Genomic DNA, 19,758 nt, shown 5'->3' on the forward strand with positions numbered 1-19,758 from the left:
GCGTCGCGAGCAGGCGGCGGAGCAGGGCGGCAGTGCGTTCCCCAACGACTTCCGACGCGACAGTCTGGCGGCGGCTCTGCAGGCGGAACTGGGCGACAAGGACAAGCCCGAGCTCGAGTCACTCGATCGCCAGGCTTCCGTTGCCGGCCGGGTCATGCGCAAGCGCGGGCCGTTCGTGGTGATCCAGGACGTCTCCGGCCAGATCCAGCTCTATGTCGACAAGAAGGGACTGCCGGCCGCGCTGCTCGAAGATATCCAGAGCTGGGACATCGGTGACATCGTCGCCGGCCGCGGCCCGGTGCACAAGTCCGGCAAGGGTGATCTCTACGTGATGCTGGTCGAGGCCAAGCTGCTGACCAAGAGCCTGCGACCGCTGCCGGACAAGTTCCATGGCCTGACCGATCTCGAAGCGCGCTATCGTCAGCGCTACGTCGATCTGATCATGAACCCGCAGTCGCGGCGCGTGTTCGAGGTTCGCTCCGGCGTCATCGCCGCGATCCGTCGCTTCATGGTCGAGCGCGGTTTCATGGAAGTCGAAACCCCGATGCTGCAGCCGATTCCCGGCGGTGCCACGGCGCGACCGTTCACCACGCATCACAATGCGCTGGATATCGACATGTATCTGCGCATCGCGCCCGAGCTCTATCTCAAGCGTCTGGTCGTGGGCGGATTCGAGCGGGTGTTCGAGATCAATCGCAACTTCCGTAACGAAGGGCTGTCGACGCGCCACAACCCCGAGTTCACCATGCTCGAGTTCTACTGGGCCTACGCCGACTATCGTGACCTGCTCGATCTCACCGAAGCGATGGTTCGCGACGCGGCCGAACAGGTGCTGGGCACGACCACCGTCACCTATCAGGGCACCGACTATGATCTGGGTCAGTCGTTTCGTCGTCTGACCCTGCGTCAGTCGATTCTCGAATACGGTGGCGAGGTCGAAGGCGGCGCCATCGGTGAAGCCGATATCGATACCCTCGACGCCGCCAAGGCGACCTGCGAGCGCCTGGGTATTTCGACCAAGCCGAGCTGGGGGCTGGGCAAGCTGCAGACCGAGATCTTCGAGGCAGTCGCCGAGCACCGACTCGATCAGCCGACGTTCATTACCGAATACCCGGCTGAAGTCAGTCCGTTGGCACGGCGCAACGATACCAATCCCCATGTCACCGACCGCTTCGAGTTCTTCGTCGGCGGGCGCGAGATCGCCAACGGGTTTTCCGAGCTCAACGATGCCGAGGATCAGGCCGAGCGTTTCGCCGCCCAGGTGGCAGAGAAGGACGCTGGCGATCTGGAGGCGATGTATTACGATGCCGACTACGTGCGTGCGCTGGAATACGGCATGCCGCCGACTGCCGGCGAGGGCATCGGGATCGACCGTCTGGTGATGCTGCTGACCGACAGCCCGTCGATTCGAGATGTGTTGCTGTTCCCGGCGATGCGCCCTGAATAAGGCCGAATACGATAGCTGCGCTGCTCGATCGCAGCGTGGCGCGGCAAGCTTCGGCTTCACCCATACCCCATGGGCTCGGACGCCCGAGTTCCGTGCGCCTTGCGCTAGAGCAGCTCGCAGATTGTCTCGGCCTCTTTCACTTGAAGACGACCAATCGGCATTCTGTGAGCGGTTTTCGTTAGACGTTGTTGGTCAGGGGCGCAGCGAGCGCCCATAATGGCTGCGGTTCGAATTCCGCCGACCCCGTGCGGTTCCCAAAAAGAGGTGACACCGATGAAGCTGCTCAATCGTTCCGCGCTGAGCGTCAAGCCGACCCAGGCGTTCGTCGACTGGGTCAACTCGCTGGAGCCGACCGTCGGTGAAGACGACCTGACGCTCGACGACATCGCTGGCGAAAACACCGTCTATCTGATTCCCGAAATGGATACGCCGGAGGCATTGCACGGCTATATCGAGGAGCGTTACTACGACATTCTCGAAAGCGAACTGCGGGCCTGGGAAGAGGACGAACGCCAGTGGCCGGAGAGCCTGAACTGGGCATTGTTCGAAGCTTTCCTGACGCTCGAGCATAGCTATCTGGCGGTGGATCTCGACGACGAGGCCGAGTTGGAGACCTCCGAGGTCGACGACGAACTGCTGATGGAAACCGACGAGGAGTGATGGGTCGGATGTTGCCTGACGGTAGTGCTCGACGCTTCTTCAGACCATGCTGAAGCGGCTATTCGAGGAGCGCCCGGGGGACGACGGTCTACCCGGGCGCGAACGCAGGCTGGCGCTGCTGGCGATGATCACCGGTACCCAGATGGCGGTGCTGGACAACGGTATCGTCAACATTGCCCTTCCCACGTTGGCCAAAGAGCTGGCGATCAGCGGCTCCGAATCGATCTGGATCGCCAACGTCTATCAGCTGGTGACCGCCGCGCTGCTGCTGACCTTCGCCGCGGTGAGCCGGCGCGTCGGGCGCCACCGCCTCTATATCGGCGGGTTGATATTCTTCACCGTGGCATCGCTGGGCTGTGCACTGGCCCGTTCGTTCGAATTCCTGCTGGCAATGCGGGGGCTGCAGGCGATCGGCGCCGCCGCGATGCTGAGCATCGGCCCCTCTCTCTATCGAATCATCTTTCCCACCCGGCTGCTGGGCTCGGCGATCGGGCTCAGTGCGCTGACGGTGGCCTTCGGTATCGCGGCGGGGCCATCGCTGGGCGGGCTGATCCTGCATGTGGCGAGCTGGCCGTGGCTGTTCGCGATCAATGTACCGATCGGCCTGCTGGCTCTCGTGCTGGGCGTGCGCGCGCTGCCGCGAGAGAAACCCATCCTCGGGCGAATCGATGTCTGGGGCGCGCTGATGTCGATCGTCATGCTCAGCGGCAGCGTCTTTGCCCTCGATCAACTGGGTCATGGCAACGGGGGCGCGCTCGCGGTGGTGACGCTGGCGCTCAGCGTGATCTGCCTGGTGGGGTTCATCTATCGCCAACGCCACGCCGCCAGGCCGCTGGTACCCCTGGCCCTGTTTGCCGAGCCGCGCTTCTCGTTCGCCGCTATCGTGTCGATGTTCGCGTTTCTGGCGCAGGGTGTGGCCTTCGTGGGCTTGCCGTTTCTCTACCAGACCGTCATGGGCGTGTCGCCAATCATGTCGGCGGTACTGTTCACGCCCTGGCCGCTGGTCATCATGATCATCGGTCCGCTGGCCGGGCGGCTGGCGGACAAGGGCAATCCGGCCTTGATCAGCTCGACCGGGCTGGCGCTGTTTCTGCTGGGCATGCTGGCGTTGACCGGGCTCGATGCCGATTCCAGCTATATCGACGTGATCTGGCGCACCGCGCTCTGCGGCGTGGGCTATGGTCTGTTCCAGGCACCCAACAACCGCGAAATGATCGGCAGCGTGTCGGTGGAGTTGAGCGCCAATGCCTCGGGCGTGCTGGCCTCGGTGCGCACCTTCGGGCAGTCGCTGGGGACGGCGCTGGTCGGTCTCATCCTCGGTCTCTCCTTCGGTTCGCTGACGCTGTCGCTGTGGGTCGGGGTTGGCTCGGTTCTGGTGGCTCTGGCGCTGAGTCTCTACCGAACGCCGATGGCGGCCAAGGGGCTGCGTCGCTGATCTGCCGCCTCTGCGCGCCACCTCGTTCTTCGGGCCGTCGCCCGAGAGGGCGATGAGGCGTTACAATGGTTCGGTTGGCACAGGAGGAGCTGTCATGAGTGTTCAAGCACGTATCGAAGAGAAACTCTCGACGCTCGAACCGGTACGGATGACGGTCGAGAACGAGAGTCACATGCACCATGTGCCACCGGATTCGGAAACCCACTTCAAGGTGACGCTGGTCTCCGAGCGGTTCGCGGGCCTGATGCCGGTCAAGCGCCATCAGTTGATCTACAGCCTGCTGGCCGACGAGCTCGCGGGGCCCGTTCATGCGCTGGCGCTGCATCTCTACACGCCGCAGCAGTGGTCGGCTCGCGGCGAGGCGCGCCCCGATTCGCCCAATTGCCGCGGCGGAGGCAGCCGGTGATCGGCGACCCTCAACGCCTCCAGTACCTCGAAGCCATGGGAATCGCCAGTTGGGTTTCGCGGTATCGCTTCGTCAATGCCCGGCCGACCGAGCAGGGCGATTGGAGCGTTGCACCGGAGCCGGAAAAGCCGGCGCCGGGTCAGCGTCTGCACGCACTGCTGGAAACACCGGTGCGGCCAGTCGAGGTCGATCGCGGCCAGCCCGCCGATGATGTACCTCCGGCTGGCTCAGGCGCCGCGGCGCCGTTATCGCGAGCCCGGGCGCTGCTTGATGGTGTTTCGGTCGATGGTGTTTCGGTCGATGGCGTTTCGATCAATGGCGCTTCGAGCGGTGGCGATAAGACCGCCGAGACCGCAGCGGCATCCGAGCCCGCTTCCCGGCCGGCATCTGCGCCTGTCGACGAGGCACCCTCCGACGATGTCGCAGCGCTCGGGACATCGGCGCCGGCCGAGCCGTTGCGTTTCACGCTGTCGCTATCGGTCATCGGCGAGCGATGGTGGCTGATGCTGCCCGGCGAGCGGCCGCTCTCCTCTGCAGGTCAGATCCTGCTCGGACAGATGCTGAAAAGCGTCGGGATGCCCGTCGAGGCGACCCCGTTGTCGAGTCTGTCCTGGCCGTTGATGGATGTGTCGGCGAGCGACCCGGCCGACGAGGCCCGCGAAGGCATCCAGGTGTTCTGTGCCGGGCAGGCGCGGCGCCACGGCATGACGATCGACGGCGCTATCGTGGTGGGCGAAGAGATCTGGGCACCACTGCTGAGCGACCCGGCAAACGAGGTCAACTGGCGCTGTCACCATCTACCGCATCCCGACGATCTGCTGACCTCGGCCACGGCTAAACGGGAATGCTGGTCACTGCTGCAGGCGGTTGGGCAAGCCTGGCATCTACGATCTACCGCTCCGGAGTGAGCGGATCTCGCTGACGTTCGGCGTCTTCGACGTCAAATGCTCCCTAGAGTCACGTTTTCCATGTCCGCCAATGTTCCAACTTCCCCGATTTCATCGCATAACGCGTCACTGGTCCTGCTTGGTGTCCATGACCTGCCGGCACTGATGGCGTTCGAGCGCCGGGCCAACGACGATGCCTGGTCGGAAGCGCTGTTGAGCGCCGCGCTGATCGATGACGGCTACGAAGTCTGGGGCCTCTGGTCCGGGGGCGGCGCGGAACTGCGAGCCGCGGCCGTTCTGGCCTATCTCCCCTTTGACGCCGAGCTGCAGTCGATCTGTGTTCTGCCGGAAGAGAGGCGTCACGGCCTGGCCCGGGAATTGCTGGGCTGGATCATGCGGCGTGCCGGCGAACGCGGTGCCGAGCGCCTGTTGCTCGAGCTTCGCGCTTCCAATGTCACGGCTCGCAGGCTCTATGAGGGCGCCGGATTCGGAATCGATGGCCAACGGCGTGGCTATTATCGGCAAGATGACGGTAGTAACGAGGACGCGCTACTGATGTCGCGGGCGCTGACCGAGTAACCGTGTCGGCGGCCAGTGGCGAAGACAGTGGTGTAAGCAGGCAATGGCAGATGAAACGAACGGTGGGCAGGGCAGTTGTCGGAAAGGCTTGCAGCAGAACGAGCGGATGAGCGTGATACAGGTAGGGGGTTAACGGGGCAGCCTGTGGCAGGTCGCCCCGTGGCATCGCTTCAGCCGTTGTCGCTGGTCGCGCTGCCGTCCAGCGGTTGCAGCTTCTCGAGCAGGCCACCCAGGCGCTGTTCCCACTCGTCACGCTCCTGCTGGAAGCGAGCGTTCTCGGCCTTCAGTTCTTCATTCTCCATCTTCAGCATCTCGATGCTGTCGACGGCGTCCTGAATCTTCTGTTCCAGTTTGGCGAAGATTTCACCATTCATTGATACTCTCCTTGAAAGTGAGTGACGTTAACGGTTAACGACGGGTGTCTTTAACGTTGATGACCGCGTGTTTGAAAACATCGATGGGCCCAGTGGGCGCCAGCCTACGTGGCGCCGGGGCCGACGACAAGCGTCTCGAAGTGGCGACGTCAATCGGTCGCCAGCTGGCGCCGAAACAGCCGACCGTGACTGTCTCCGGCGACGATTTCGCGGTGCAGTTGCCAGTGGGCCGGTGGCTGCCAGTCAAGCTCGTGCTCCGTCTCGACGTAGATCATCGCCTCGGGCGCCAGCCACCCCTGGGACTCGAGCCGCTGGCAGGCCAGGGCTGCAAGGCCTTGGCGAAAAGGCGGGTCGAGAAAGACGATATCGAACGGAGACGGGGCCCCGGTCAGGAAGCGCTCGACGTCGATTCGATGAACGTGGCCGGCCGCGCCCAGCGTTTCGATATTCGCTTCCAGCATCGTTGCCACATCGGCAACGGACTCGACGAACGCTGCCATGGCCGCGCCCCGCGATAGCGCTTCCAGACCCAGTGCGCCGGTGCCGGCGTAGAGATCCAGCACGCGACGGCCGCCGATATCGAATGCCAGCCAATTGAACAGCGTCTCGCGCACTCGATCCGGCGTCGGACGCAGACCCGGGCTATCCGGAATGGGTAGCTTGCGGCGGCGAAACTCGCCGCCGATCAGGCGCAGCTGGCCGCTGCCACGATGGGCGGGTTGCTGGCCTGTGCGGCGAGAGTCGCTGCCTTTGGCGGGGCTTCGAGCGCTATCGTCAGCGCGGTGTCGGGCGCCGTTGGCAGCTCGGCGGGAGCGGCGTCGATTCATGGCGCGCAATTGTACCCCCGCAACCCTCGCGGTGATAGGATGAGGCCTCGATATCGATATTCTCCGAAGCCGTGATGATCGACGCTAATCCAGCGGCGCACGCACGGCTTTTCAGCAGTGAAGCCATCCATGTTCGGACTATTCAAGAGTCGTAAAAAGCAGCAGGAAGAAGAGGCCCGCCGGCGCGAGGCCGAGGAAGCCGAGGCCGCGGCGGCAGAGAGAAGCGCAGAAGAGGAAAGCGCAGAAGAGGGATCCGGCGAGACGGCAAGCGACGATGCCGAGCGCGTCACCTCCGAAGCGTCGCAGTCCGAGGACGTGCCGCGCGGCCAAACCGGCGTCGAGCAGGCGTCCTACCGGACCGAAACCTCCCCTGCGCCGGGCCAGGAGCTCCCACTGAATGTCGAGACCGTTGCGCCCGGTATCGAACCTCTCGTTCAGGATGAGGATCCCGATCGTCCGCCCGCGGTGGATTACGATCCTTCGACACTCGAGGAGACGGCCGCCAGGCAAGCGCTCGATGCACCCCTGTCGCAGGAGTCGTCGAAGTCCGCGCTCCAGGAAACCCCGGCCGACGGCACACGTGAAGCCGATCTGGCAACGGATGTGACCCCGACGCCGTCGCCCTCGTCAGCATCCGATGCCACGCTGGATTCGACGCCAGAGCCTGAAGCCTCGTCGCCGGCTGTCGAGCCATCGACCGCCGCGGCCGAGCCGAGGGAAAAGCCCAAGGGCGGCTGGCTGTCGCGCGTGCGTGCCGGCCTCGGCCGCACGCGCGCCAACCTGACCGACGGCATTGCCGATCTGCTGCTGGGCAAGAAGCAGATCGACGACGAGCTGATCGAGGATCTCGAAACCCAACTGCTGCTGGCCGACGTGGGTATCGAGGCGACCAGCGAAATCATCGAGCGTCTGACCGAGCGGGTGTCACGCAAGGAGCTGGCCGACGCCGATGCGCTATACCGCGCGTTGCAGGAAGAACTGGCGGCACTGCTCGAGCCGGTGTCGAAGCCGATGCAGCTGCCAGCGAAGGGCGAAGGCCCGTTCGTGATTTTGATGGTCGGCGTCAACGGGGTCGGCAAGACCACGACCATCGGCAAGCTGACCCAGCGCTTTCAGAACGAGGGTCGCAGCGTGATGCTGGCGGCCGGCGATACCTTCCGGGCCGCGGCGGTGGAGCAGCTCAAGGTCTGGGGCGAACGCAATCGGGTTCCGGTCATCGCTCAGCACACTGGTGCCGACAGCGCTTCGGTCATCTACGATGCCGTCGCGGCGGCGCGAGCTCGCAAGGTCGATGTGCTGATCGCCGATACCGCCGGCCGACTGCACAACAAGAGCCATCTGATGGAAGAGCTCAAGAAAGTGCAGCGAGTCATGGCCAAGCTCGATGCCACGGCACCGCATGAGGTGATGCTGGTGCTCGATGCGGGCACCGGCCAGAACGCGATCTCCCAGGCGACCACGTTCAACGAGGCGATTCCGGTCACCGGTATCACCTTGACCAAGCTCGATGGTACTGCCAAGGGCGGCATCATTTTCGCGCTTGCCAAGAAGATGGGGACGCCAATTCGCTTCATCGGTGTCGGGGAGTCGCTCGAGGATCTGCGTCCGTTCGATGCCCAGACGTTCGTCAAGGCGCTCTTCGATCGAGACGCCGGCCGGGACAGCGACGCGGATTCATGATCGCGTTCGAGCATGTCGGCAAACGCTACGGCGGGCGCTTCGAGGCGCTCGCCGACATCAATTTCCGCGTCGAGCGCGGCGAGATGCTGTTTCTGACCGGCCACTCCGGTGCCGGCAAGAGTTCCCTGCTGCGTCTGGTCATGCGGCTCGAGCGGCCATCACGGGGCCGCGTTCTGGTCGCCGGCCACGACCTCGATCGACTGCATATCAGTCAGGTTCCCTACTATCGCCGTCAGATCGGCGTGGTTTTCCAGGATCATCAATTACTGTTCGATCGCGATATCTTCGCCAACGTCGCCTTGCCATTGACGATTCAAGGCGTCGAGCCGGCCGATGCCGCGCGCCGCGTGCGTGCTGCACTCGACAAGGTGGGGCTGCTGCATCGCGAGCGGGCGCTGCCGATCGAACTTTCCACCGGTGAACAGCAGCGCGTAGGGATCGCCCGTGCGGTGGTCAACAAGCCGGCACTGCTGCTGGCCGATGAGCCGACCGGCAATCTCGACCCTCAGCTTTCTGCCGACATCATGCGGCTGTTCGAGGATTTCAATCGCATCGGTACCACGGTAATGGTGGCGAGCCACGATCTGGCCTTGATCGCCCGGCTGCGTCACCGCGTGTTGAAGTTGCGGGATGGACGGCTCATCGGTGACGGGGAGGCGGCATGAGCAAGCGTCAATCTCCGGTGGAAGAACGTCGCGGCGAAGAACGCCGTGGCGCGCAGAAGCCGCAGCGTCGTGCCGCGGGCGGCGGTCGCGCGTGGATGCGCCACCATCGCGCGATGATGGGTGACAGTGCCTTGCGGCTGGTCAAGCGACCGATCGCAACGCTGTTGACCATGCTGGCGATCGCCATCGCGCTGATTCTGCCGGCCGGCCTTTGGCTGGCGCTGGATAGTGCCCGGCTGCTCGATGCCGAGCTCGACGAGAGCGCCACGCTGACGGTCTACTTCGACGCCGATGTCGACGAGTCCGAAGCGATGGACCTGGCGGCCGAAGTCGGAGGGCAACCTGGCGTGGCCGGAACCCGTCTGGTGACCGCAGCCGAAGGGTTGGCGGATTTTCAGCAGACGCTGGGGGTCGACGACGCTCTGTCCCAGCTCGATGCCAATCCGCTCCCGGCAAGTGTCGTGGTGACGCCCGCGGATACCGATCCTGCTGGTGTCCAGTCACTGAGCCAGCAGTTGCAGACGCTCGACGGTGTCGATGAGGTGCGTCTGGATCTGGCTTGGCTGGATCGGCTGCAACAATTGGCGGCGCTGGGGCAGCGCGTTGCGCTGGCACTGGCATTGCTGTTCGGCCTGGGCGTGCTGCTGGTGGTCGGCAATACCATCAGGCTCGCCGTGGAGAGTCGTCGCCAGGAGATCGAGGTCGTCACGCTGATCGGCGCGACGCATGCGTTCGTGCGGCGCCCGTTTCTTTACAGTGGCGCCTGGTACGGGTTGGGTGGTGGCGTCCTGGCACTGGTGATTCTGCTGCTGGGTGGCAACTGGCTGGCATCGCCGGTGGCGGCGCTGGCGCAAAGCTATGGCGCTCACTTCGCGCTGCCATCCCTGGGCGGAAGCCATTCGGCTTTGCTGCTGCTTTTTAGTACACTACTAGGCTGGCTAGGCGCATGGCTCGCCGTCGGGCGTCATCTGGCGGACATCAAGCCAAGGTAGATTGATCAGCGGTGTCGAGTCATCGCCAATGCCGCCCAACTGAGGGCATAATAGCCGGCGTCACCGTTCGCCGGTTTATCGTCATCTCGAAGGACGGCATGACTTCGGATTTTCCGGAGCTGGCGTCAGTATTGAACTTTTGTCTAGACTGAGGGTCCTATCAGGCATCCTCGTAGACAGGCAGAATACTCTGTCGCGACGCGTTGCGGTCGAATCGAGCCGGATGGCTCTTCGCCTCGACACGCCGCCTATCATGGAGACAACGCACATGAGCACCAGTCTTCAATCCATTGGGAACCTCTCCCCGGGTCACGATCTCAACGGTTATATTCAAGCCGTCAACGGCATTCCAGTGCTGACGGCGGACGAAGAGCATGATCTGGGCGTGCGGCTATACCAGGAAGACGATCTCGAATCGGCTCGCCGATTGATCATGTCGCACCTGCGTTTCGTCGTGCACATCGCGCGTAGCTATTCAGGCTATGGATTGCCCCAGGCCGACCTGATCCAGGAAGGTAACGTCGGGTTGATGAAGGCGGTCAAGCGCTTCGATCCCTATCAGGGCGTGCGGCTGGTCTCCTTCGCGGTTCACTGGATCAAGGCCGAGATTCACGAATACGTGCTGCGTAACTGGCGCATCGTCAAGATCGCCACGACCAAGGCGCAGCGCAAGCTGTTCTTCAATCTGCGCAGTGCCAAGAAACGTCTGGGTTGGTTGAACAACGACGAGGTCGATGCGATCGCCAGGGATCTCGACGTCAAACCCAAGGTCGTGCGTGAGATGGAAGGTCGACTGACGTCCTATGACGCCGGTTTCGACGCCAGCCCGGGCGAAGAGGAAGAGCAGGGCTATCAGGCGCCGGCGCAGTATCTCGAGGATCATAGTTTCGATCCTGCCGCCCAGCTCGAGGCCGACGATTGGGAAGCCGATTACACGCAGCGGCTGCGCAGCGCGCTGAGTGAGCTCGACGAGCGCTCTAGGGACATTCTGCAGCGCCGCTGGCTCTCCGAGCACAAGTCCACGCTGCATGAACTGGCTGATGTCTACGGCATCTCCGCCGAACGTATCCGTCAGCTCGAGAAAAATGCAATGAAGAAGATCAAACTGCAGCTGGGTGATTCCCTGGCGGCTTGATGATCTTTGCAGGACGCAGCACCAGAAAGCCCGGNNCCGGGCTTTCTGGTGTCAGTACGACTGGTGTCAGTACGACTGGCGCCAGCGCTATAGCGAGGTGGTCTGAGGCGAGGCGGCCAGCAGCCCGCCGCCCAGCAGACGCCACTGGTCTTCCCAGTGCGTCGTGGGCCGATGGCGAAAGTCGCTGCGAACGTACTGGCTGATCCGGCCTTCCATGAAGGCTGACAGCAGATTGGCCGCCGCCGATACGGTCAGCCGAGGGCGCAAGCCCTCGCGGAGTTCCGCCTCGCGCAGCACCTGCTTGAGCTGTGTTTCCAGTCGCTCGAACAGCTGGGACATGCGTGTGCGCAGACGCGCGGTCTCGCCGGTCAGCACGTCGCCATCCATCAGCCGGCTGAGACCGGGATTCTTTTCGGCGAACGTCAGCACCAGTTGGATGATCGTCTCGCAGCGCGCGAGCGCCGACGGTTCGTCGTCGAGGATGCGTCGGATACGCTCGAACAGGCTGGCCTCGATGAACTCGATCAGCCCCTCGAACATGCGCGCCTTGCTCGGAAAATGGCGGTAGAGAGCTGCCTCGCTGACACCGACCTGGCGGGCCAGCGCGGCCGTGGTGATACGTTTGCCGCTATCCTCCTCGAGCATCAGTGCCAGTGCCTGAAGGATCTGTTCGCGGCGGGAGAGTGGGGGAGTTGCCTGCGTCATGGCGGTTCTTATCGGTCGCTTTGTTGGAGCTCCTTCCTGGAGCGGCCCGGTCGCGTGATGATCTATTGGGCGACCGGGGCGGGCCTTCCGGGCCCGCAATGATGGGAACGGGGGGTATGCGCACCGTTGTTGCTGGATTCGTCAGTCTCGGTGGTCGGTGATCTGGGTGCCGACCCCGGCATCGGTGAAGATCTCCAGCAGCGTCGAGTGCACCACGCGGCCATCGACGATAACAGCGCTGCCGACGCCGCCCTTGACCGCTTCCAGCGCGCAGCGAATCTTCGGCAGCATGCCGCCGTAGATCGTGCCGTCGGCGATCAGCGCATCGACCTGCTCGGTGGAGAGTCCGGTCATGACATTGCCTTCGGCATCCTGCAGGCCGGCGACGTTGGTCAGCAGCATCAGCTTCTCGGCCTTCAGCGCTTCGGCCACCTTGCCTGCCACCAGATCCGCGTTGATGTTGTAGCTGCGCCCCTGGCGGTCGACGCCGATCGGCGCGATGACAGGGATGAAATCGCGCTCGGCGAGCATCTCGATCAGATCGGTGGAGATGTGCTCCACTTCACCGACATGTCCGATATCGATGATCTCGGGCTCGGTCAGCGCCGGATTGTGCTGCTCGACCTTGAGCTGACGCGCCAGGATCTGAGCGTTGTCCTTGCCGGTCAGACCGATCGCCTTGCCACCGCACTGGTTGATCTGGGTGACGATGCTCTTGTTGACCAGCCCGCCGAGCACCATCTCGACCACATCCATGGTCTCGGCATCAGTGACACGCATGCCGTTGACGAAGCGCGATTCGATGTTGAGTCGCGCCAGCAGCTGGCCGATCTGCGGGCCACCACCGTGGACCACCACCGGATTGATCCCGACCTCCTTCATCAGCACCATGTCGCGGGCGAAGGAGTCGATCAGCTTGTCTTCGGTCATGGCGTTGCCACCGTACTTGACCACTACCGTCTTGCCGGAATAGCGCTGAATATAGGGCAGCGCTTCCGACAGGATCTCGACGACCTGACGCGGATCGCGTGGGCTCTCGTTCATGAGGCGTTATATCTCCACTGTCTGTGCGCCACGCGTGGCGCGTTCCCTGTTGTTGCGTAAGGCTCGTCTTCTGCGACCTCAGAACGGCAATTCGACGTTCGGTGCCACCGACAGCAGTGCGGTGCCGAACTGGCGCTGGATGCGGGCCAGCGCAGCCTGATCCTTGCCTTCGAAACGCAAAACCAGCATCGGCGTGGTATTGGAGGCGCGACACAGCCCCCAGCCATCGGGATAGTCGACGCGAATGCCGTCCAGCGTCGTCTTGATGCCATCCTGACCGAAGTCACCGGTCTCGGCCAGTCGTTCGATGATCGCGAACTTCTCCTCGTCGGTGACCGCCGCGTTCAGCTCCGGGGTGCAGATATCCTGCGGGAAAGCACTGAAAAAACGATCGGCGTCATGCGGTTGGCGCGAGAGAATCTCCAGCAGCCGGGCGGCGGCATAGAGCCCGTCATCGAAGCCGTACCAGCGTTCTTTGATGAAGATGTGGCCACTCATCTCGCCGCCAAGCTGGGCGCCGGTCTCCTTCATGCGCGCCTTGATCAGCGAGTGACCGGTGCGCCACATTTCCGGCTCGCCGCCGGCCTGCTCGATGATCTGAGCCAGGTTGCCGGTGCACTTGATGTCGAACACGATGCGGGCGCCGGGATCGCGCGCCAGCAGATCCACCGCGAAGGCCATCAGCAGCCGGTCCGGATAGATCATCTCGCCTGCCGGCGTGACCACGCCGAGGCGATCGCCATCGCCATCGAAGGCCAGCCCGATATCCGCACCGCTCTCCTTGACCCTGGCGATCAGGTCGACCAGATTGTCGGGATTGCCCGGGTCGGGATGGTGGTTGGGAAAGTCGCCGTCGATTTCGGCGAACAGCGGGATCGTCTCGACGCCCAGTGCCTCGATGAGCCTGGGGCCGAGCTCACCGGCGACACCGTTGCCGCAGTCCACTACCGCCTTGAGCGGTCGCTCGCGCTGGCTCCGGTCGAGAGAGACATCACCCAGGATGCGCTGGAGATAGGCTTCGCTGACATCGACCCGTGTGAGCGTACCGTCGCCATCGGCGAGCTCGCCTTGGCGGATGCGCTCGAACAGGCCGGTAATCGCCTCGCCCGAAATCGCGACACCATCGAGCACGATCTTGAAACCGTTGTAATCCGGCGGATTGTGGCTGCCGGTCACCATCACGCCACTGCGACCCTCGTCGAGGGTGGCGGTGGCAAAATAGAGCACCGGCGTTGGTACCCGACCGATATCGATCACGTCGCGGCCGGAAGCCCTCAGGCCGCGAATCAGCGCCGCCTGCAGCCGGGGGCCGGAATGGCGGCCATCGCGAGCGACGATCACGCGCTGCTGGCCGCGGGCGGCGGCTTCGCTGCCTACCGCACGGCCGATCCACTCCACCGTTTCCTCGGTCAACGTCTCGTCGACGACGCCGCGGATATCGTAGGCGCGAAAGATCGAAGCGGGCACGTTGGCGCCGGGCTGGTCATTCATCGTCGTTTCCTTGCCTTCGTTCGTCACGGCCATCGTTTACCACGTCTATCATCCACTATATCCGTCGTTCACTACGGCGATCCGTGTTCACGCCCAGCGCTCGAACTCGAGTTCCACCGAAGCGTGACCATCGGTGATCAGCCACTGGCCTTCCATCAGCGTGGCGCCAAGACTCAAGTTGCGATCGACGAGGGCAGTCAAGGCGGCCAGCGGCTCGGTCGGCAGATTCCAGACCTCGACCCGCGGCAGTGCGCGAATGTCGCTCTCGAGTTTCTTCCACCACTGCACCGCGCTGCGGGGCGCGTAGGGGTAGATCAGCACGCGCTCGGCCCGGGAGAGCCCCTGCTTGATTCGCTTCAGCGACGGCTCGCCCAGTTCTATCCACGAAAGGATGCGGCCGTCCGATGCCTTGATCCACAGATCCGGCTCGTCGTCGCTGCTCAGTCCGCGCGTCATCGCGAGATCGTTATCCGCGCTGGTGTCGTGCGCGTTGGCGATGAACGCCAGCAGACGCACCATCAGCCGAGTGGCCGTCTCGGAGGGATGGCAGGCCACGGTCAGCGCGTGATCGCCGTAGTAGTGACGGTCCAGATCGCTGACATTGAGTTTCGCTTTATAGATAGTTGCGCTTAGCGCCACGCTGGATTCCTTCAATGAGAGAACAGCTGACTGCTGCCGTGGTCGGCACGGATCATCGGCGGCCGTTCATCGACGACCCGAGTGACCGAAACCGCCATCCGCTCGGTCGGTGGCGACGAACTCCTCGACGATCTCGAGTTCGGCCTGGACCACCGGCACCAGCACGTACTGTGCCAGCCGCTCGCCGGGCTCGAGCATGAACGTGTCGCGGCCGCGGTTCCACACCGAGATCATCAGCTCGCCCTGATAGTCGGAGTCGATCAGTCCGACCAGATTGCCCAGCACGATACCGTGCTTGTGGCCGAGCCCGGAGCGCGGCAGGACCACACCTGCCAGGGCGGGATCGCCGATATGGATGGCAAGGCCGGTGCGTACCAGGGCGCTGTCACCGGGCGTCAGGGTCAGCGCCTCGTCGAGCAGCGCGCGCAGATCCATGCCGGCGCTGCCGGTGGTTGCGTAGTGCGGCAACGGATAGTCGTGCACACGCTCGTCGAGAATCTTGACCGAGAGCCTGGGTCTGACCGTCGCTGCCGCAGATGGCGCGGTGGAAGAATGGCTGAGTGACATGAAAAATCATTCCTGAAAGCGCATGAGGGGAAAGCGTTTGATGCGAAAAACGACCTGATAAAACAGCGATAGTTTACCACCGCTGGAGGCGAACCGATCGACACCCTGTCAGGTTAGGCGGTCAGCGATATGATCGACGATGGCGCCGGCCAGAGCCGCCTTGGATTGAAGCGGAAGCTCGAGATGACGTATCTGGTCGTGCGTTTTCCACAGCAGTGTGACGGCGTTGTCATCACTTCCGAAACCGACGCCCTCGCGAGACACGTCGTTGGCGACGATCAGATCCAGCCGCTTGCGTTCGAGCTTGCTACCGGCGTGAGTCTCCAGCGACTGCGTCTCGGCAGCGAATCCAACCGTGAACGGGCGGTCCGGTCGCGCCGCGATCGTGGCGACGATATCCGGATTGCGCACCAGCTCGAGGGTCAGGCCGCTGTCGGCGTCCGTCTTCTTGAGTTTGTGCTCGCTGACGGCCGCGGCGCGATAGTCCGCCACGGCGGCGCAGCCGATGAACAGATCGCAGGGCAGTTGGGATTCGACGGCGGCCAGCATCTCCGTCGCCGAGGTCACGTCGATTCGATTGACCCCGGGGGGGATCGGCAATGTGACGGGGCCGCTCACCAGGCTGACGCTGGCGCCGCGCTCGACGCAGGCGGCAGCGAGTGCGTACCCCATCTTGCCGGAGCTGTGGTTGGAGAGATAACGCACCGGATCCAGTGCCTCGCGAGTCGGTCCGGCAGTGATCACCACGCGCTTGCCGGCCAGATCCTGATGCACGGGCATCATTCTGACCGACTCTCCGCCGGATTGTCCGACCTCGCTCAGCAGCTGGGCGAGAAGGGTTTCCGGCTCCAGCATTCGGCCAAGACCGACGTCGCCACAGGCCTGGTCGCCGGCGTCCGGCCCCAGCAGGGACCAGCCCAGCTCAACCAGTCGATCGGCATTGGCCAGCGTCGCCGGATGACGCCACATCGCCTGGTTCATGGCGGGTGCCATCAGGCATCTGGCTTCGGTCGCCAGGCACAGCGTCGTCAGCAGATCATCGGCATGACCGTGGGCCAGTCGCGCCATCAGGTCGGCGGTGGCCGGCGCGATCAGGACGATATCCGCCCATTTCGCCAATTCGATATGGCCCATGCCGGCCTCGGCTTCCGGGTCGAGCAGTGACGTCCGCACGGGTTCGCCGGTGAGCGCCTGCAACGTCAGCGGCGTGATGAACGCCTGTGCGCCCTCGGTCATCACCACGCGCACATCAAAGCCCGTCTTTTTCAGCAGACGAGCGAGATGCGCGCTCTTGTAGGCGGCGATGCCGGCGCTGATGCCGAGCAGGATGCGGTTTCCGGTCAATCCCGGACCAATCGGTAGCGACATGGAATCTGTCCTGATGGTTCGGTCGTTACCATACCACTGCGGTCGCGGGTTGCGTAATGGTGAGGTAAAAGTGGCGGCCGCCGGTGCAGCGGCCGCTCGTGGCGATCACTCGGCGTTGCTGACCAGGCGCCTGCGCGAATCGAACGAACGCGGTCGGTTCATGATGGCTCCCGAGAGGTGAGGTGTGGTTCCACCATAGCCCAGTCGGCGTCCCTCGCCGTACGCGCACGCCAACCGAGCCGCTGCCACCGCTGCCTTAGCGCACCGCGGGGCCGAAGGCGAAATCCACCGGCACCGGACTGTCGATCAGCTTGATCGGGCCTTCGAGCTGGCCGTCGTCCGCGCCGATGCGGAACACCGCGATGGTGTCCGAGTTCTGATTGCCCACGTAGAGCCAGCGGCCGGACGGTTCGATGTTCATGCCCCGGGGGATCTGCCCCCGGCTCTGGACCCAGCCCATGGGGGCCAGACGCCCCGAGTTCGGGTCGACTTCGAACATGGCGATGCTGTCCATCCCGCGATTGGTGGCATAGACCCAGCGTCCGCTGGGATGAACCCGGATTTCGGCGGTGGTGTTCGTCCCTGTCGGCACCTCGCCCGGATTGTCTGGATTGAAGGCGGGCCGGGTGAAGGGAGTGCCCTGGGGCAGCGTGGAGATCGACTGGCGCCAGATGAAGGCACCCCGGCGGGGCTCGAAGTCGAACACGTCGATGGTCGAAGAGAGCTCGTTGATGACGTAGGCCCGGCGCTCGTCGGGGTGGAACGCCAGGTGGCGACAGCCGCTGCCGGAAGGCACGTTGGCCCGCGGAACCGGGCCGGGTGCCAGCTTGCCCGTCGCCGGGTCGAGCTGCCACGCCAGCAACGTATCGCCGCCCAGGTCCACCCCGAAGACGTGCTGGGCGCCGGGGTTGGCGAGCATCATATGGGCGTGCGGCCCCTCCTGGCGTACCGGGTCGGGCCCGCCGCCATTGCCCGGCGCCTGGAACAGGTCGCTCATCGGCTCGATTCGGCCATCCTCGCCCAGCGGGAAGACGACGAAGGTGCCGGTGCCGTAATTGGCCGCGAGCAGGTGCCCGCCCGAGGGGTGAACGGCGCAGTGGCAGGGCCAGGTACCGCGGGTCGAGCGGGCGTTGATCAGCGTCAGCTTGCCGGTGTCGGGGGCGATCGAGTAGGCGCTGACCCGACCCAGCGGCTCGCCGGTGGCGTCTGCGCCGAGTTCGTTGACGCAGTAGAGATAGCGCTGCGACGGCGCCACGGCGAGAAACGACGGGTTGTCAGCGGTGATCGTCTGGACGTGGCTCAGATCGCCGGTAGCGTGATTTAGTTGGTAGACGTAGAGGCCTTCGGCGCGGCTTGGGGCGACACCACCGGGAGCCGTGTTCGGCGCCGAATAGGTGCCGACGTACAGATAGCGTGATGCGGCCGGTGCGATCGGGTCGGCCTGCGACGCGCTGTTCTGGGCAAAGGCGCCCGGCGCGCTGACCGCCCAGGCCGCGCCGACGCCCACCGCCTGCAGGAAAGTGCGCCGGGAGAGGCCTGCGGTGGCTGAGGAAACACTAGAGGGCCGTTGTTGTTGCTCTTTGACTGTCATCTCGATGACTCCAGGGGCTAGCGGTCGGGCGCTATTGGCATCGGCCGCAAGTTGGGTAGCACTCGCCTCGGCGTGTTGCCGAGACGGCGCTACGGGATCCAGTGCTGCACCGCCGTCTCCACCCCCCGCAGCTCGGCAAGCCCCTTGAGTCGACCGATCAGCGGGTAGCCGGGGCGGCTGTCGCGCTTCAGGTCGTCGAGCAGGTGGTGACCGTGATCGGGGCGCATCGGCAGGCGATGGCCGCCTTCCCGCTGGCGGCGGCGCTGTTCCCGAACCAGCTCGCCGATCACGCCCACCATGTCGACGTCGCCGTCCAGGTGCTCGGCCTCGTGGAAGCTGAGCGGATCGGCTTCGCGCCGGGTGGCGCGCAGGTGCACGAAGTGGATCTGCGGCCCGAACCGCCTGGCCATGGCGACGAGATCGTTGTCTTCACGAACGCCGTAGGAACCGGTGCAGAAGGTCAGGCCGTTGGCGGGGCTGGGGGCGCACGCCAGAATCGCCTGGGCGTCGTCGGCAGTCGAGACCACGCGAGGCAGTCCGAGCAGCTCGCGGGGCGGGTCGTCCGGGTGAATCGCGAGGCGGATGCCGGCGGCTTCTGCAGTTGGTACGATCGCGCGCAGAAACGTGGCCAGATTGGCGCGCAGCCGTTCGGCATCGATCTCGCGGTAGGCGTCGAGCGCCTGACGGAAATCTTTGAGCGTGTAGTGTTCTTCGGTGCCGGGCAGCCCGGCGATGACGGTATCGATCAACTGCGTTCGCGCTGTCGCGTCGAGTGTCTCCAGATAAGCGCTGGCCGCTTCCCGCTCGGTCTCGCTGTAGTCGGTTGCTGCCCCTTCGCGCTGAAGCAGAAACAGATCGAAGGCGGCGAATGCCGTCTGGTCGAAGCGCAGCGCGGTGCCGCCATTAGGTAGTGGCCAGGCCAGATCGGTGCGAGTCCAGTCGAGAATCGGCATGAAGTTGTAGCAGACCACGTCGATACCGCACTCGCCGAGATGGATCAGCGTCTGGCAATAGTTGTCGATATAACGCTTGGCTTCCGGCAGCCCCTGCTTGATCGCTTCGTGTACCGGCACGCTTTCCACCACGGACCAGGTCAGGTCGGCGGCTTCGATCAGGCGCTTACGCTCGGCAATGGCGGCGACCGGCCAGACCTCGCCGTTGGGAATCTCGTGCAGGGCCGTGACGATGCCGGTTGCGCCGGCCTGGCGAATCTCGCCGAGGGTGATGGGATCGGCAGGGCCGAACCAGCGCCAGGTATGTTCCATG

At 64.2% G+C, this 19,758-nt stretch carries 20 protein-coding genes; 10 read left to right on the plus strand and 10 right to left on the minus strand.

All coding sequences use genetic code 11. The features are described from left to right. From lysS to DOM36_RS16035, 6 genes are all read left to right on the plus strand, one after another. Nucleotides 1–1,447, plus strand: a 1,447-nt coding sequence (gene lysS / locus DOM36_RS16010; protein WP_110643700.1) for a lysine--tRNA ligase, incomplete at its 5' end; no start/stop codon positions are given. A 273-nt stretch (nt 1,448–1,720) separates the two neighbouring features. Then, the gene (locus DOM36_RS16015) at nt 1,721–2,107 is read left to right on the plus strand and encodes a hypothetical protein (RefSeq protein ID WP_075568223.1); all 387 of its coding nucleotides are present in this window, start codon (nt 1,721–1,723) and stop codon (nt 2,105–2,107) included. Between the two features lie 46 nt (nt 2,108–2,153). Next, nucleotides 2,154–3,542, plus strand: coding sequence for an MFS transporter (locus DOM36_RS16020; RefSeq protein WP_110643701.1), 1,389 nt, complete (start codon nt 2,154–2,156; stop codon nt 3,540–3,542). 94 nt (nt 3,543–3,636) lie between these two features. Next, complete coding sequence (locus DOM36_RS16025; protein ID WP_110643702.1) at nt 3,637–3,948, plus strand: BolA/IbaG family iron-sulfur metabolism protein; 312 nt, start codon at nt 3,637–3,639, stop codon at nt 3,946–3,948. Continuing rightward, a complete protein-coding gene (locus DOM36_RS16030) occupies nt 3,945–4,856 on the plus strand; it encodes a hypothetical protein (RefSeq protein ID WP_110643703.1) in 912 nt (303 codons plus the stop codon). Before DOM36_RS16025 ends, DOM36_RS16030 begins: the two co-directional genes overlap by 4 nt. Nucleotides 4,857–4,916: 60 nt before the next feature. Further along, entirely contained in the window at nt 4,917–5,414 is a 498-nt protein-coding gene (locus DOM36_RS16035; RefSeq protein ID WP_110643704.1) for a GNAT family N-acetyltransferase, read from the plus strand. A gap of 170 nt (nt 5,415–5,584) precedes the next feature. Here DOM36_RS16035 and DOM36_RS16040 read toward each other — a convergent pair whose 3' ends face one another. Together DOM36_RS16040 and rsmD are read right to left on the minus strand one after the other, a co-directional pair. Then, a complete protein-coding gene (locus tag DOM36_RS16040) occupies nt 5,585–5,788 on the minus strand; it encodes a cell division protein ZapB (RefSeq protein WP_075568219.1) in 204 nt (67 codons plus the stop codon). 149 nt (nt 5,789–5,937) lie between these two features. Further along, a complete protein-coding gene (gene rsmD, locus DOM36_RS16045) occupies nt 5,938–6,615 on the minus strand; it encodes a 16S rRNA (guanine(966)-N(2))-methyltransferase RsmD (RefSeq protein WP_110643705.1) in 678 nt (225 codons plus the stop codon). Nucleotides 6,616–6,744: 129 nt separating this feature from the next. On the opposite strand from rsmD, the gene ftsY reads away from it, so the two are divergent. The 4 genes from ftsY to rpoH all read left to right on the plus strand — a co-directional run bounded on the left by ftsY (nt 6,745) and on the right by rpoH (nt 11,087). Continuing rightward, the gene (gene ftsY, locus DOM36_RS16050; RefSeq protein ID WP_110643706.1) at nt 6,745–8,295 is read left to right on the plus strand and encodes a signal recognition particle-docking protein FtsY; all 1,551 of its coding nucleotides are present in this window, start codon (nt 6,745–6,747) and stop codon (nt 8,293–8,295) included. Further along, the gene (ftsE, locus tag DOM36_RS16055; protein WP_075568216.1) at nt 8,292–8,960 is read left to right on the plus strand and encodes a cell division ATP-binding protein FtsE; all 669 of its coding nucleotides are present in this window, start codon (nt 8,292–8,294) and stop codon (nt 8,958–8,960) included. The genes ftsY and ftsE overlap by 4 nt, the downstream gene beginning before the upstream one ends. Then, entirely contained in the window at nt 8,957–9,952 is a 996-nt protein-coding gene (gene ftsX / locus DOM36_RS16060) for a permease-like cell division protein FtsX (protein WP_075568215.1), read from the plus strand. The genes ftsE and ftsX overlap by 4 nt, the downstream gene beginning before the upstream one ends. Nucleotides 9,953–10,220: 268 nt before the next feature. Further along, nucleotides 10,221–11,087, plus strand: a complete 867-nt coding sequence (gene rpoH, locus DOM36_RS16065; RefSeq protein WP_075568214.1) for an RNA polymerase sigma factor RpoH — start codon at nt 10,221–10,223, stop codon at nt 11,085–11,087. Nucleotides 11,088–11,174: 87 nt separating this feature from the next. On the opposite strand, the gene slmA is transcribed toward rpoH, so the two are convergent. From slmA to uxuA, 8 genes are all read right to left on the minus strand, one after another. Further along, nucleotides 11,175–11,792 carry a nucleoid occlusion factor SlmA gene (slmA, locus tag DOM36_RS16070; protein ID WP_110643707.1) on the minus strand — a complete coding sequence of 206 codons (618 nt, stop codon included), beginning with the start codon at nt 11,790–11,792 and terminating at the stop codon, nt 11,175–11,177. A gap of 141 nt (nt 11,793–11,933) precedes the next feature. Beyond that, a complete protein-coding gene (gene argB, locus DOM36_RS16075) occupies nt 11,934–12,836 on the minus strand; it encodes an acetylglutamate kinase (RefSeq protein ID WP_075568212.1) in 903 nt (300 codons plus the stop codon). Nucleotides 12,837–12,914: 78 nt separating this feature from the next. Next, nucleotides 12,915–14,327 (minus strand): phosphomannomutase/phosphoglucomutase, encoded by a 1,413-nt coding sequence (locus DOM36_RS16080; RefSeq protein WP_110643755.1) that lies wholly within the window; start codon nt 14,325–14,327, stop codon nt 12,915–12,917. Between the two features lie 87 nt (nt 14,328–14,414). After that, entirely contained in the window at nt 14,415–14,966 is a 552-nt protein-coding gene (locus tag DOM36_RS16085) for a YaeQ family protein (protein ID WP_110643708.1), read from the minus strand. Between the two features lie 66 nt (nt 14,967–15,032). Next, the gene (gene dut / locus DOM36_RS16090) at nt 15,033–15,533 is read right to left on the minus strand and encodes a dUTP diphosphatase (RefSeq protein WP_075568210.1); all 501 of its coding nucleotides are present in this window, start codon (nt 15,531–15,533) and stop codon (nt 15,033–15,035) included. A gap of 108 nt (nt 15,534–15,641) precedes the next feature. Further along, nucleotides 15,642–16,901: a bifunctional phosphopantothenoylcysteine decarboxylase/phosphopantothenate--cysteine ligase CoaBC gene (gene coaBC / locus DOM36_RS16095; RefSeq protein ID WP_075568209.1), complete on the minus strand. Its 1,260-nt coding sequence runs from the start codon at nt 16,899–16,901 to the stop codon at nt 15,642–15,644. 256 nt (nt 16,902–17,157) lie between these two features. Continuing rightward, a complete protein-coding gene (locus DOM36_RS16100) occupies nt 17,158–18,492 on the minus strand; it encodes a lactonase family protein (RefSeq protein ID WP_083941367.1) in 1,335 nt (444 codons plus the stop codon). 89 nt (nt 18,493–18,581) lie between these two features. Beyond that, nucleotides 18,582–19,757: a mannonate dehydratase gene (gene uxuA, locus DOM36_RS16105; RefSeq protein WP_110643709.1), complete on the minus strand. Its 1,176-nt coding sequence runs from the start codon at nt 19,755–19,757 to the stop codon at nt 18,582–18,584. Nucleotide 19,758 lies beyond the last annotated feature (1 nt).

Source organism: Salinicola sp. CPA57 (assembly GCF_003206035.1).
Taxonomy (GTDB): Bacteria; Pseudomonadota; Gammaproteobacteria; order Pseudomonadales; family Halomonadaceae; genus Salinicola; species Salinicola socius.